Source organism: Bacillus sp. 9.4, from assembly GCF_055486415.1.
In genome coordinates this window covers 223,778-237,694 of the sequence record NZ_JBVFMU010000005.1, presented here as the reverse complement: position 1 = coordinate 237,694, position 13,917 = coordinate 223,778, and the positions used below count along the sequence as shown (strand labels likewise).

Here is a 13,917-nt window from a genome sequence, read left to right as displayed (position 1 = left end):
TGTCACTTCCCCTTTCTTCAGACCTAATCATCTTTAAACTGGTGTTTGATCGGATTGTTTCGCAATCCCGTTCTTCTGATATACGTCTCGGCCTTCACATCGATGGCCAGTTCGGGCAAATATTCTTTGTCCCATGTGTCCTTCATTTTCTCCCACTGCTTCGGATACTTTCTATATATCGTGTCACCAAAACCGACAAAATCTATCTTATTCTTCTTGATCATTTTCACAGTATGGCTGATTTCCTTTTCAAGCTCTTTGTTGAGCGCTTTTTCAATAGCGGCCAACACCTTGGGATTAGATAATTGGAAAGGGTATTTGACAGCATCTATAATTCCTTCAACCGTCACTTTCACATGGATGTGCGGACGTCCGTTCCGCATATCGGGTACCAGCTTTGTATCTTGATGGGTAACCTGCAAGCTGACCGCATCTTTCGTCTTGCCCCAATCAGCATTAATAAACGTATGCTGGACCTTATTCATAAGCCAGACTGCCCCCACGCTTTCATCATCTTCAATCCAATACTTTAAATACCCAGCCTTATCAAAAACCGCCAAGCCGTCTGCCTGAAGAATGGCTTTCGGGTCAGTTGCCTGCGTGTTTTCCATGCTGACTCCTTTTTTATCATCGCCAATCATCAAATAACCCGGAATAATCGGTGCCCTTGTGTCGCTGGCAAGTGTTTTCAAAACGTCCTGAATATTGGTTTTGACCACCCGACCGTATTGCGCTTCCGTGAAATCGAGGGTTTTATTGACTTTGTTTGACGGAATTTTATCAATAGGCGTCAGGATTTTCACGATATTTTCTGCTTTTGTTTTATGGGCAACGACGAAGGTCGCCGTTGTCCTGAATTCCGTGTCCCGGTCAAGATTGTCTAATACAAAATCCAGCCCTTCCTCTTTCGCCAGCTTTTCGCTGATTACGACCAGGTTGGTATGGGCAAAATAAAGCCGCCGCGATACCTTCATAGAGGCTTTTCTGAGTGCTTCCGTCAAATTGTCGCCTTCAATTGAATAGACAGATACAGGCGGCCTGTCCCCAGCACCGCCTCCCTGAAGCCCGCCGGCGACATTTCCAGGATTGATAATTTGAAGATGCAGCACGTAGTTGCCTTCGTTTGTCCGATCGATGCCAATCGCCGAGATAATCGCAAGATCTGTCAGCTCCCGCTTATCCCAGCAGCCGGGCAGCACAATGACGCTCAAAAGCATAAGAACGGCTAATAGACATTTACGTACCATTCTGATCCCCTTCTTCCAAGTCTTTGTTCACCATTCCTCGTGAAGCGGCCGGCTCTGGGCGTTGATCCTTCCCCTGCCGCACCTTATCTTCCTTACTGATCGATTCCGGCCTTTTTTCATCAGCCCACCACGGAATTCGGAAAAGCGCGTCCTTTACACCTTGTGAAGAAAAGGGTGCAAGCGGCGACATATATGGAACGCCGAATGAACGAAGACTGCATAAGTGGACAAACATCATAATGATCCCTAAAATCAGCCCGTAAAAACCCATAACAGCTGAGGCAATAATAAAGATAAACCGAATAAGCCGGGCTGAAATCGCCATTGCAAACGCCGGTGTTGCGAAGCTCGCAATCGCGGTGAGTGCCACGATAATCACCATTGCCGGAGAGACGATACCAGCCTGTACGGCAGCCTGGCCGATTACGAGCGCGCCTACGATTGATACTGCCGAGCCGACAACCCGGGGCAGCCGGACTCCCGCTTCCCTCAGAATCTCAAAAGCAACCTCCATCGTCAGCGCCTCCACAACAGCCGGAAACGGGACAATTTCCCGCTGGGCCGCAATGACCACTAACAGCTGAGTCGGTATCATTTCTTGATGAAACGTCGTGGCTGCCACGTATACAGCCGGAGCCACAAGCGAAATGAAAAAGACTAAAACACGAAGAATTCTTATGCTTGTCGCAATGTCAAAACGCGAATAATAATCCTCAACAGACTGAAAAAATTGGACAAATAAGGCCGGGGCTATAAGCACAAACGGTGTTCCGTCCACAATAATTGCGAATCTTCCTTCTAACAGATTACCCGCTACAACATCAGGGCGTTCTGTATGATACATAGTCGGAAACGTCGTAAAGGTTTCATCTTCAATCAGCTGCTCAATATATCCAGATTCCAAAATACTGTCAATATCTATTTTTTCCAGGCGCTGTTTCACTTCCTTCAGCACCTTTTCATCACATATTCCTTGAATGTACATGAGAGCGATATCCGTATTCGTAACAGAACCTTTTTTCATTTTTTCAACCCATAAATTCGGATTTTTAATGTATCGCCGGATCATGGAAATATTGGTTTGCAGAGACTCTGTAAACCCTTGGCGCGGGCCGCGGAATGACACCTGGGTGCTAGGCTCTTGGATGGAGCGCTGCTCTCCCCCTTGAGTGCTGCAAATCAGCGCTTCATCATAGCCATCGGCAAAAACGAGCGTATTGCCGAGCATTAACTCTGAAAATAGCTTGTCCCAGCTCTTTTCCGCTTTCACCCCGCCCAGCGGGAGCGTTTTTTCAAGAATTTGCTGGATCGCATGAGTATTCTGGATAGACTCATCCTGTACCAATGGGTCAATTAACGACTCATGGATCGTGTTATTATCGACCAGCCCAGCAATATAGATAACAGCTAGGTGGACATGATCCTGCTCCCCGATTTTAATCTCGCGAATGATGACGTCAGAGCTGCTTCCGACTTCCTTTTTCGTTTCCGCTATATTCTTTGCCAAACTTGGAGAAATGTGAACCGGCCTTTCTTTTTCTTGCTTCTGTTCCTGATTCTTTTCTTCTGTATTGCGCTTGTCTTTCGAACTTGTATTGTTCTTTCGCTTAGAAAATAAAGGCATACACAAATACCTTTCCTTGTCGTTTTCTCATATTCTTCCTTTTAAAATTGAGATTATGCATTAGGGTTAGATGCGGTATAACTTCTCCGCCAACGATAGACACTAAAAGCGGAGGATGATGAAGCATGAAGATATTGGGCGTGACAGGAGTTATATTAATTTGTTTATTAGCTATTTCTGTATTGATGGACATGCTTCAAGGGTTCAGTTTAACAAAAGCCGTTTATAACAATATGTCCAGCTTTAAGATGACAACATTTGCGGAATGGGTCGTGATTTTATTTTTTGTGTTAGTACTTGTGAGAGAAATGTACGTGATCTATAAATCGAAAAAAAAGAACCCCTAGAGGGGGCGCTTTTTTCAGACGATAAAATTGCCGTCTATTGTATCACTGCTGTGTTTGTTGATTGTCCCTTTAAAAATGCGGTTGCCGATGATTTTGGAATTGGTTGAGGTGTTTGTTTGAATAGCTGTCGCAGTGCCCGCGGAGAGGTTATTGATGGTGTTTCCAGAGATGATAGAGCCTGCAGAGCCATTGAGATAAATCACAATCGGATTCCCGGCTGTTCTGTTGACTGAAATGGTATTATCAAAAATCTCATGCACACCTGCGCTGATATAGATGGTGACCAAAAGCGGGGATCGCTCTAAGTGGTTGCCGATAATTGAGGTTTTTGCACTTGTGGAGCAATAAATGGGGTAATTTTTGAACTCTTTAAATGTATTGTTTTTGATGATGGCGCCGGCATTGTTTGTGACGGAAACAGAATATGATTCCGGCACTGCTTCAAACGCGTCAGGATTCAGTGTATTCCCTTCAATCACCGCGTTCCCTTGAGCAATCCAAATGCCCCGGCTGAATTTTCTCAGGAGATTATCTTTAATGATCATATTTCCGCCGGAAACGTTCACACCGTCAACGACTTGAATGAGACAGTTATTCAGAAAAGCGATGTCATCTGACAGCACTGCGCGAAGACCGATGCTGCGCCTTGTTTCAGACAGTCCGTTTTGAATTTGGTTTCCGTCTACCTTTACGTCGGAAGACTGATAAACCAATATCCCTGTGTTTTCAAAGTTGCTGATTTTGTTGTTCGTCACAAGAACGCTCTTTCCCCTGACATCAATTCCAGTTGAAAATCCGGTAATAAGGTTGCCAGCGATCACTGCATCACTGGTCTCTTTTCCTTGTGATACACCGAGTCCGGTTATCCCGACTCTTGGCGCAGCCGCCGCGTCTTCAGGGCGTCTCAGAATATTGCCCTTGATCACTGTTTGCGTCCCATATCCGTAGCTGATTGTATTGTCTGAGTGATTTCCTTCTATTAAAATGCCATACCCGTTAAAATTGGTCACAGAACTTGAAACGTTTCCAACAAAGTGGTTATTGCGAATTGATACATTAATCGGTTCCTCATAATCAACGTCACCTTCGCCATATCCTTCAATGTCAATTCCGAATTTCGGGGCTGTTCCATTCCCCGTTCCGGCATCTTCAATCAAGCATTCCTCCACCGTGACCATGTCACATCCGGTAATGGAAATGTTATTTCTCCTCGACCGCCGAACCTCACAGCGGCGGATGATAATTTGCTCTGACGTTCGATAATCTTGATTGGTCTTTAATCCCCTTGGGCTGACTATGATCCCATCGCCCGTAAAATCGGATATTTTCACATCATCAATGACAACATTCGAGCATCCTTCAATACATATGCCAAAGCCCCATTCATGGGTTGACCTTATCCCTGCCGAGGCATACGTATGCTCATCCCGTTCGCCGATAATTTGTCCCCCGGAAATGGTTATATTCTCTTGCTTGCCTACATAAAATGCGGAATAACCCCACGAACTATTCGGTATCACTTTCATGATACATTCGGGGTCCATCATAATCTCAAGGTTGCCGGGAACAATGATCCCCGCGTTTCGAAACCTCTGATTAAGATCTCCGCCAAGCGTTGCGTCTATTAAATATGTTCCCTTTGGAAACCAGACAGTATGATAGCCTTTCGAAACAGCTGTACTGAGGCACTGATTAATCCGTTCTGTCGAATCCGTTTTACCATCTCCAGGAACACCGAAATCCGCTGCATTTAATATGAATTCAGCCAATTGCGAGCCTCCTTCTCTATGATTACTATCATGTTACTCACAAAGGCCCGATCTGCTTGTACATTTCTCTAAAATTTTATTAAAAAAATATAAAGGAATAGTTGTGTAAGAAAATCTCACGATAAAAAGTTTAAAAATTAGGAGGAAATCACTATTTTTAGGTATTTATAATTTTTCCAATATGGAACTATTTGAAATGAGTATAAATTATATTGACACAAGTATTATATAAGAATATGATTTTTATAATACACTTTTTTTAGAAAGGGTTTGGCTGACATGGCTTCGATTGATAACGAAAGTATCATTAAAAGCGTCCCGCAAAAAGGGTTCTTTGGTCACCCGCGAGGACTATTTACACTATTTTTCACCGAATTTTGGGAGCGTTTCTCTTACTATGGAATGAGAGCAATCTTACTTTACTATTTGTATACAGAGACGGTAAACGGAGGGCTCGGCTTTGACAAGGGCACTGCGGTTGCCATTATGTCGATTTACGGATCACTCGTATACATGTCCACCATTATTGGCGGATGGCTCGCTGACCGGGTATTCGGTACCGCAAACACCGTGTTTTACGGCGGCATATTCATTATGTTCGGCCACATTGCACTCGCCTATCCGGGCAGTTCGATAGCATTCTATATCAGTATGGTGCTTATCATTGTCGGAACAGGCTTATTAAAACCAAACGTTTCAAGCGTAGTTGGGGATCTTTACACGAAAGAAGACCCGCGCCGCGACTCAGGTTTCAGTATTTTCTACATGGGGATTAACCTCGGTGGTTTACTCGCGCCGTTAATTGTCGGAACACTCGGACAGAAGTACAACTATCATCTCGGATTCGGAGCTGCCGCGGTCGGAATGCTTCTCGGACTTATCGTATTTGCTTTGACAAGAAAGAAAAACCTCGGGCTTGCAGGTTCCAATGTGCCGAATCCGCTGTCTAAAAAATCTGCGATTGGCACCGGAATCGGTGTTATCATCGTGGCGATCGCAGTGATTATCTCTGTACAAACAGGCGTGCTGACGATCAATCGTTTTATCGACCTTGTAAGTATTCTCGGTATTTTGATTCCTGTCATTTATTTCATCATCATGTTTACAAGCAAAAAAGCGGACAGCACAGAAAAATCCCGTCTTGCCGCTTACATTCCTTTGTTTATCGGTGCTGTCATGTTCTGGGCCATTCAGGAACAGGGAGCGACCATTCTTGCGGTATACGCTGATGAACGCATAAGACTTTCATTGGGCGGATTCGAACTTCAGTCATCTTGGTTCCAATCATTAAATCCATTGTTTGTCGTCATTTTTGCGCCAATATTCGCATGGCTCTGGATGAAGCTTGGCAAACGCCAGCCGTCTACACCAGTTAAATTCTCAATCGGAATTATTTTAGCCGGATTGTCATTTATCATTATGGTATTCCCTGCTATGCAAGGAAAAGAAGCACTCGTAAGCCCGCTTTGGCTCGTTCTCAGCTTCCTGCTTGTCGTGCTTGGAGAGCTGTGCCTTTCTCCAGTCGGTTTATCCGTGACAACGAAACTGGCCCCAGCTGCCTTCTCTGCACAGACAATGAGTATGTGGTTTCTGACGAACGCAGCAGCCCAAGCGATCAATGCCCAAGTAGCCGGATTGTTTGATAAAATTCCTGAAACAATGTACTTCGGCACCATCGGTTTGATTTCTATCGTTCTTGGCGGCATTCTCCTGCTGCTCTCGCCGGTTATCAAACGCGCGATGAAAGGGGTCTTATAATCAGAAACAGCCCGCGGATTTTGATCTGCGGGCTGTTTTTTTATTGATCCAGCCATTTGCTGAAGCTTTGATCAAAGGCTTCCGGTTCTTCCAGCATCGGCTGATGGCCGCTCTTTTCAAAAATAACCTTATCCACATGGGGATATAAACCGTCAACAGCATCCCATAGCGCAACAGGCGCAACCAAATAATCATATCTCCCTAATCCGATATACACCGGCATACGAACATCAGCTAACCGCTGAATAAGATCAAGCCGGGCAAATGTTTTGCCCCATAATTCATCCATGATCGGCATATTCGTGAATACACCGTCCCATAAGGCAGCAGCATGCGGCCGCTCTTGATAAAAGCTTTTCGCTTCAGCGCGGATACACATGTGCACGAAGCGCCTTTCAGGATCTTTTTCGATGTCCTGCGGCAAATTCACGATGTCTTTTTCAAAGCGTTTCTTTCTCTCAAGACTGGCTGTTTCCATGAAAAATGATTCGCTTTTCCGCTGTCTTTCCTCACTGTTATCAGGCGCAGTATTGAAGAGCGCCACCTTCCGAACTTGTTTGGGATATGTCCTGGCATACTCTAAAGCCATAAAAGCGTGCCCAGAATGTCCCAGAATAGTAACATCCTCAAGCTGAAGAAATGCTCTCATCCTTTCGATATCAGCCAAGACGGCATCAAGCCCCGAATCCTCCGCACGAAGCTCCCGCTTAGGCTTAGCAAATCCCCTATGGTCGACAAAGACCCATTGATATTTCTGTTTGATATCTGAGGAAAAAAGGCGCGGATAGTAAACCGCACTCCCGATCACAAGGATGGGTGCGCCCTCGCCCTCAATTCGATAAGCTAAATCAAAGCCGTCCGAGTGACAGATCCCCGCACGTTCCATTTCTCACGCCCCCTTTGTTTTCATTATATAAAAAAAGCCTGACGCATGGCGTCAGGCTATCGATATTACCGCTTTAAATCTTCCAGGGTCTTTTCCCATCTGCCCAGCACCTCTTCAGGGCTGTGAAGCTGTATACGGACACCTGAAGTCAAATCAGCGTATTTCGCAACGTCCTCCTTCACTGAAACGATGCGGCAGGAAAAACGGTCTCTATCATATTCGGCATCTTTCAAAGGCGGTAAAGGCGCGCATTCAAGCTTTACATAATAGGCCGCTCCCTTCCACCACGCCGTGAACTGTGCTTTTCCTGTGCGAAGGATGTTGGCCGAAGTCATTGTGTTTTTCCACAGAGCGATTCGGATATCAGTTCGGCTCAGCGCGATAATTTCACCCGCACTGATCATAGCGGCATGCGGCCAGCCATCCTCTGATACTGTTTGCAGAACGAAGGCCTCATGCTGCTTCTCATTCAGGCATCTCCCGTCAAGCAGCTCAAAGAGACGGTCTGACATACTGTTCACGCCGATCAAGCCTTTCGTTCCGGCACCGCCGGAACTTCAATTGCTGTTTCTGTTTCCTTTGGATCAATTTTAAACGCTGGATTGTATTTTTTGGGATTTGTAATGCTTTCCGGTTCACAGGATCTCCATGTAAAAAAGCATGTTTGGCACTGATAAACTTCCCATGCGCCTTCTACAGGCGATTTGCTCATGACTTCTCCCTTTTTTGAGTCGCATCGAGGACATGTATGCATTTCGAACATCCTTTCCTTATTTATTCATTAAGTCCATTAGTTTTTGTTCCCATTCTTTCGTTGTTAGCGGAGAATCAAGCGGCTGTGAATAATGGCCTCTTGTTTCCGGCGCAACCGGTGTAGTGGCGTCAAGAATCATTTTGTGAGTGATTCCTGATGGATTGGATCCCGGATCAAGCGGCAGGACAGATAAGTCCGGAATGATGACCGCATCGTGTTTCGGATGCATTTTGGTCGAAAGCGCCCACATGACCTGCGGAAGGTTGAATGGATCGACATCCTCATCAACGACAATGACCATTTTGCAGTAGCCGAGTCCGTGCGGCGTTGTGAGTGCGCGCATGCCGACCGCTTTCGCAAATCCGCCATAGCGGGTTTTTGTGGAAACAATCGCGATTAAACCGTGTGTGTACATGGCGTTCACTGCCACAATTTCGTTCGGATACGCTTCTTTTAACTGCTGATAAAGCGGCACGCATGTGTTAATGCCGATCATGTAATCGCATTCTGTCCAAGGCATGCCTAAGTATAAATGTTCAAAGATCGGATTGTTTCTGTGATAGACGCGTTTAATTTTGATAATCGGCATGCTGCGTCCGCCGGAATAATGGCCTGTGAATTCACCGAACGGCCCTTCATATTCGCGCTCTCCGGCAATAATCTCACCTTCAAGCACCACTTCAGCGCCCCACGGAACATCCAGATCAGACAGCTTTGATTTGACGATGCGATATGGTTCGCCTTGAATCGCACCTGCCATTTCGTATTCTGATTGATCATAGAGAAGCGGAGTCGATGCCGCCGTTGTAATGACCGGCTCACAGCCGAGCGCAATGGTGACCGGAAGATTGATGCCGCGTTCTTCAGCTTGGCGCAGATGGATTGCAATATCGTGCTGCGGGACAGGCTGAATGCCGAGGCGGTCTTTTCCTTTGACCTGCATTCTGTAAATGCCGACATTTTGTTTGCCGAAGTTGTCAGGGTCTTCAAGATCACGGGAAATGACACAGGCTTTGTCTAAATAGTAGCCTCCATCACCTTGGTTAATTCTGAAAAGAGGCAGTATATCGAACAAATTGATATCTTCTGTGATTTCATTTTCATGAAATGGCGCTGTTTCCTCACGTTTGACCGGCATCGGAAACTGGTCATAACGCTTTGCGAATTCAAAAAACTGTTCTTTTACCGGTGTGTCTTTCGGCATGCCCAGCATCATGGCATGGTTTGGCCAAGAGCCGATGACATTCATCGCAATTCGAGCGTTATGATAGCCGTAAATGTTGTTAAATAAGAGCGCAGGGCTTTTATCGCCAAGATTGCTGGCTGCCCGTGCGGCGGCCCCTAAATCCGGTTCCGGCTTTACCTCTTCATTCACTGTAAGCAGCTGTCCTTCTTTTTCAAGGGCAGCGAGAAATTCTCTGAAATCTTGATAAGCCATGATCAAGCTCCTCCTTTTTGTTTTTCAATCCCATTCCAGCGCTTCGCTTCAGGAAGCCGAATGCCGAATTGGTCCAACGTTCTAAAAACAATATGGTCAACCATTTCCTCTAAGCTGCTCGGCTGATTATAAAATGCCGGCATCGGAGGAAGAATGATTGTACCCATTTTCGTAAGCGCTAGCATATTTTCGAGATGAATTTGGTTCAAAGGCGTCTCTCTCGTTAAGAGGACGAGTTTTTTTCTCTCCTTGAGCATGACATCCGCCGCACGTGTCAGCAGATTATCCGCCATTCCGGTGCGAATGCTTGCGAGAGACTTCATGCTGCACGGCGCAACAATCATTCCATCGGTATCAAACGACCCGCTTGAAATGGCTGCCGCCTGATCCTTATGTGAGTAAGTGTATGTGGCCAGTTGTTCTACTTCTTGTAACGTATAGCCTGTTTCGTGTTTGATCGTGACGTTTGCCCAAGGAGACACAACGAGATGGGTTTCCACTCCGGCGGCCTTCAGCCACTGCAGCAGCCTGACCCCGAAAATGGCCCCTGTTGCCCCTGTCATTCCGACAACGAGTTTCACTTTGCCCCCTCCTTTACGCTTGAATTCTGCTTTCATTTCAATCATACTCCTGATATATCCATATGAAAAATATCTATTAAATCTATATTTCATACCTAAAAGGTATGATAAGGAGGCGCTTTCTTTTGGACATTCGCCAGCTTCGATATTTCATTACCATTGCCCAAGAACAGAAAATCACGTCCGCAGCCAAAAAGCTTCACATGGCGCAGCCGCCTTTAAGCAGGCAGCTCAAACAGCTGGAGGACGAGCTTGGTGTTGTTCTGTTCGACCGGAACAAGAAAAAACAAATGACTCTTACATATGAAGGAGCTGTTTTTCTAAAAAGGGCAAAAGAGATTCTGCATAGGTTTGAAGATGCAGTCATTGAGGTACAGGAGCTGAAGGAGGAAGTAGCCGGCACACTTGCCGTGGGATCAACGATTTATTGCGCGGCTCTGATGCTTGAAAAAGTAACACAGATCAAAGAGAGATACCCCCATCTCACCTTTAATATTTGGGAAAATGAACCCGCGACACTGTTGGAACTGCTGGAAAGCCGGCAAATCGATGCGGCGGTCACGACAACACTGATCAAAAGTGACACAGTACAATTCAAGCAGCTTGATGACATTCCATGTGTGCTCGTGCTTTCAGATGAAGCCGGATATCCGTGCGGAGAAACCATTAAGATGGAAGACATTCCTTCGTTTCCGCTGATCCTGCTGCGGCCTGTCAACGGAAAAGGCGTCTATAATCAGGTCATGAATGAATTTCATCGTTTGAACCTGGAGCCGCGCATTGTTTGTGAATGCCACGACTCTGCAACTTTGCTCAGCCTCGTGTCATCCGGATTCGGCGCGTCTATTTTGCCTGTCACAATGATTCCCGTTCATATGAGAAATCACGTTCACACCGTCCATATCGAAAATAATCCCTTCATTATGACACCGGCTGTCATGTGGAGAACGGACAGTTATTTGCCTAAACCGGCACAGCAATTTTTGGATTTATTTTAAAAGATTTTGTCTTATGAAAACCAAATACTTGACTCATACTAAAAAAAAGTTATCCTTTAGATTTGTAAGCTAATTTTTTATTTCAATAAAATCAACCAGAAAAGTGGGGAATAAGATGAAAAAAGCATTATTGGCTTTATTCATGGTCGTAAGTATTGCAGCTCTTGCAGCTTGCGGAGCAGGAAATGACAATCAGTCAAAAGATAATGCCAAAGATGGCGATCTTTGGGCTTCAATTAAGAAAAAAGGTGTGCTCACAGTCGGAACGGAAGGAACATATGAGCCGTTCACTTACCACGACAAAGACACTGATAAACTGACTGGCTATGATGTCGAAGTTATCACAGAAGTCGCAAAACGCCTCGGGCTTAAAGTCGACTTTAAGGAAACACAGTGGGACAGTATGTTTGCCGGCCTGAATTCCAAACGGTTTGACGTTGTTGCCAACCAAGTCGGAAAAACAGATCGTGAAGACAAATATGATTTCTCAGATAAATACACAACATCAAGAGCCGTTGTCGTAACGAAAAAAGACAACAACGATATTAAGTCTGAAGCAGATGTAAAAGGAAAAACGTCAGCTCAATCACTGACAAGCAACTACAACAAATTAGCTACAAACGCCGGCGCTAAAGTAGAAGGCGTTGAAGGCATGGCGCAGGCCCTTCAAATGATCCAGCAAGGCCGCGTCGATATGACATACAACGATAAGCTTGCCGTATTGAACTACTTAAAAACATCTGGCAATAAAAACGTGAAAATCGCGTTTGAAACAGGTGAGCCTCAGTCAACATATTTCACGTTCCGTAAAGGAAGCGGCGAGGTTGTTGATCAAGTCAACAAAGCATTAAAAGAAATGAAAGAGGACGGGACTCTTTCTAAAATTTCTAAAAAATGGTTCGGCGAAGATGTTTCTAAATAATCTGCCGGCATTGACGCTTGGCACGGCGATCCCGTGGGATCTGGTGCAGCAGTCATTCTGGCCGATACTTTCAGGGGGAATCTACTATACGATTCCCCTTACGATTCTTTCCTTTATATTCGGAATGATCCTGGCGCTGATTACGGCGCTTGCCAGAATGTCGAAAGTGAGACCTTTGAGATGGGTGTTCAGCGTATACGTATCCGCAATACGCGGCACTCCTCTTCTCGTTCAATTGTTCATCATTTTCTATCTGTTCCCGGCCTTTAACGTCACATTAGATCCATTTCCAAGCGCAGTTATCGCCTTTTCATTAAACGTCGGCGCCTATGCATCTGAAATTATTCGGGCATCTATTTTATCCGTGCCGAAAGGGCAATGGGAAGCCGGCTACACAATTGGCATGACACATCAAAAAACGCTGTTCCGCGTCATTTTGCCGCAGGCGTTTCGTGTGTCGATCCCGCCATTATCCAATACCTTTATCAGCCTGATTAAAGATACATCCCTCGCCTCTCAAATTCTGGTCGCTGAGCTGTTCAGAAAAGCCCAGGAAATCGGCGCGCGGAATCTTGATCAAATTTTAGTGATCTATATTGAAGCAGCCTTTATTTATTGGATTATCTGCTTCCTGCTCTCACTCGTCCAGCATGTCATCGAACGGCGTCTTGACCGCTACGTGGCCAAATAAGGAGGTTCCGAGTATGCTTACCGTTAAAGGATTAAACAAATCATTCGGTGAAAATGAAATTTTAAAAAAGATAGATATGAAGATTGAAAAAGGAAAAGTCATCGCCATACTTGGGCCTTCAGGTTCAGGAAAAACGACGCTGCTCCGCTGCCTGAACGCTCTGGAGATCCCGAATCGCGGAGAGCTTGCATTTGATGATTTCTCCATCGATTTCTCCAAAAAGGTGAAACAGGCGGATATCCTAAAGCTTCGCCGAAAATCCGGAATGGTGTTTCAGGCGTATCACCTGTTCCCGCACCGCACAGCCCTCGAAAACGTGATGGAGGGCCCTATTCAGGTGCAAAAACGGAACAAAGAGGAAGTCAGAAAAGAAGCGATTCAGCTTCTTGATAAAGTCGGATTGAAGGACAAAATGGATTTATATCCGTTCCAGCTTTCCGGCGGCCAGCAGCAGCGCGTCGGCATCGCCCGCGCACTGGCGATTCAGCCTGAGCTCATGCTGTTTGACGAACCGACCTCAGCGCTTGATCCCGAGCTTGTCGGAGAGGTGCTGAAGGTTATCAAGGACTTGGCCAATGAAGGCTGGACCATGGTCGTCGTGACCCACGAAATCAAGTTCGCGCAGGAAGTTGCGGATGAAGTCATCTTCATCGACGGCGGCGTTATCGTGGAGCAAGGACCGCCGGAGCAAATTTTCTCCGCACCAAAAGAAGAACGGACACAGCGGTTCTTGAACCGGATTTTGAACCCGCTGTAATAAGAAAAACAGGGCGCCAGCGCCCTGTTTCAGATTATTGACAAAATCCTAAAACGATTTTCGTTTTAGGATTTTGTGATTTTCAGCGTGATTGAAAACCTTTGAAGTCTAGGAAGGGCGAGCATTGGAGCACAGCGAATGTTAA

General features: G+C 45.7%; 14 protein-coding genes. 6 read left to right on the top strand and 8 right to left on the bottom strand.

The genetic code is table 11. The features are described from left to right. Window positions 1–23 precede the first annotated feature (23 nt). On the bottom strand, window positions 24–1,247 hold the full coding sequence (gene gerKC, locus ACZ07B_RS18775; protein ID WP_216996228.1) for a Ger(x)C family spore germination protein: 1,224 nt from the start codon (window positions 1,245–1,247) through the stop codon (window positions 24–26). Then, window positions 1,237–2,871 (bottom strand): spore germination protein GerKA, encoded by a 1,635-nt coding sequence (gerKA, locus tag ACZ07B_RS18770; RefSeq protein ID WP_464877540.1) that lies wholly within the window; start codon window positions 2,869–2,871, stop codon window positions 1,237–1,239. The genes gerKC and gerKA overlap by 11 nt, the downstream gene beginning before the upstream one ends. A 125-nt stretch (window positions 2,872–2,996) precedes the next feature. Here gerKA and ACZ07B_RS18765 point away from each other — a divergent pair, with 125 nt between their 5' ends. After that, on the top strand, window positions 2,997–3,218 hold the full coding sequence (locus ACZ07B_RS18765; protein WP_015252828.1) for a YczF family membrane protein: 222 nt from the start codon (window positions 2,997–2,999) through the stop codon (window positions 3,216–3,218). Between the two features lie 14 nt (window positions 3,219–3,232). Here ACZ07B_RS18765 and ACZ07B_RS18760 read toward each other — a convergent pair whose 3' ends face one another. Next, the gene (locus tag ACZ07B_RS18760) at window positions 3,233–4,987 is read right to left on the bottom strand and encodes a right-handed parallel beta-helix repeat-containing protein (protein WP_326145456.1); all 1,755 of its coding nucleotides are present in this window, start codon (window positions 4,985–4,987) and stop codon (window positions 3,233–3,235) included. Window positions 4,988–5,266: 279 nt separating this feature from the next. On the opposite strand from ACZ07B_RS18760, the gene ACZ07B_RS18755 reads away from it, so the two are divergent. Continuing rightward, complete coding sequence (locus ACZ07B_RS18755; protein WP_032726541.1) at window positions 5,267–6,745, top strand: peptide MFS transporter; 1,479 nt, start codon at window positions 5,267–5,269, stop codon at window positions 6,743–6,745. Between the two features lie 40 nt (window positions 6,746–6,785). On the opposite strand, the gene ACZ07B_RS18750 is transcribed toward ACZ07B_RS18755, so the two are convergent. The 5 genes from ACZ07B_RS18750 to ACZ07B_RS18730 form a co-directional block, all read right to left on the bottom strand. Next, window positions 6,786–7,631: an alpha/beta fold hydrolase gene (locus tag ACZ07B_RS18750; RefSeq protein WP_124060091.1), complete on the bottom strand. Its 846-nt coding sequence runs from the start codon at window positions 7,629–7,631 to the stop codon at window positions 6,786–6,788. Window positions 7,632–7,696: 65 nt separating this feature from the next. Beyond that, entirely contained in the window at window positions 7,697–8,161 is a 465-nt protein-coding gene (locus ACZ07B_RS18745) for a pyridoxamine 5'-phosphate oxidase family protein (protein ID WP_015715237.1), read from the bottom strand. Further along, on the bottom strand, window positions 8,158–8,385 hold the full coding sequence (gene bsdD, locus ACZ07B_RS18740; protein ID WP_024571634.1) for a phenolic acid decarboxylase subunit BsdD: 228 nt from the start codon (window positions 8,383–8,385) through the stop codon (window positions 8,158–8,160). Before bsdD ends, ACZ07B_RS18745 begins: the two co-directional genes overlap by 4 nt. Window positions 8,386–8,401: 16 nt before the next feature. Beyond that, window positions 8,402–9,823, bottom strand: a complete 1,422-nt coding sequence (gene bsdC, locus ACZ07B_RS18735) for a phenolic acid decarboxylase BsdC (protein WP_003234529.1) — start codon at window positions 9,821–9,823, stop codon at window positions 8,402–8,404. A 2-nt stretch (window positions 9,824–9,825) separates the two neighbouring features. Then, a complete protein-coding gene (locus tag ACZ07B_RS18730; RefSeq protein WP_014478815.1) occupies window positions 9,826–10,440 on the bottom strand; it encodes a non-oxidative hydroxyarylic acid decarboxylases subunit B in 615 nt (204 codons plus the stop codon). 89 nt (window positions 10,441–10,529) lie between these two features. Here ACZ07B_RS18730 and bsdA point away from each other — a divergent pair, with 89 nt between their 5' ends. The 4 genes from bsdA (at window position 10,530) to tcyC (ending at window position 13,772) form a co-directional block, all read left to right on the top strand. Then, entirely contained in the window at window positions 10,530–11,402 is an 873-nt protein-coding gene (gene bsdA, locus ACZ07B_RS18725; protein ID WP_464877539.1) for a transcriptional regulator BsdA, read from the top strand. 115 nt (window positions 11,403–11,517) lie between these two features. Further along, complete coding sequence (gene tcyA / locus ACZ07B_RS18720; RefSeq protein WP_003246699.1) at window positions 11,518–12,324, top strand: cystine ABC transporter substrate-binding lipoprotein TcyA; 807 nt, start codon at window positions 11,518–11,520, stop codon at window positions 12,322–12,324. Next, a complete protein-coding gene (gene tcyB, locus ACZ07B_RS18715) occupies window positions 12,311–13,015 on the top strand; it encodes a cystine ABC transporter permease TcyB (protein ID WP_003234541.1) in 705 nt (234 codons plus the stop codon). Before tcyA ends, tcyB begins: the two co-directional genes overlap by 14 nt. Window positions 13,016–13,028: 13 nt before the next feature. Further along, window positions 13,029–13,772, top strand: coding sequence for a cystine ABC transporter ATP-binding protein TcyC (tcyC, locus tag ACZ07B_RS18710; protein ID WP_003234543.1), 744 nt, complete (start codon window positions 13,029–13,031; stop codon window positions 13,770–13,772). Window positions 13,773–13,917: the final 145 nt, after the last annotated feature.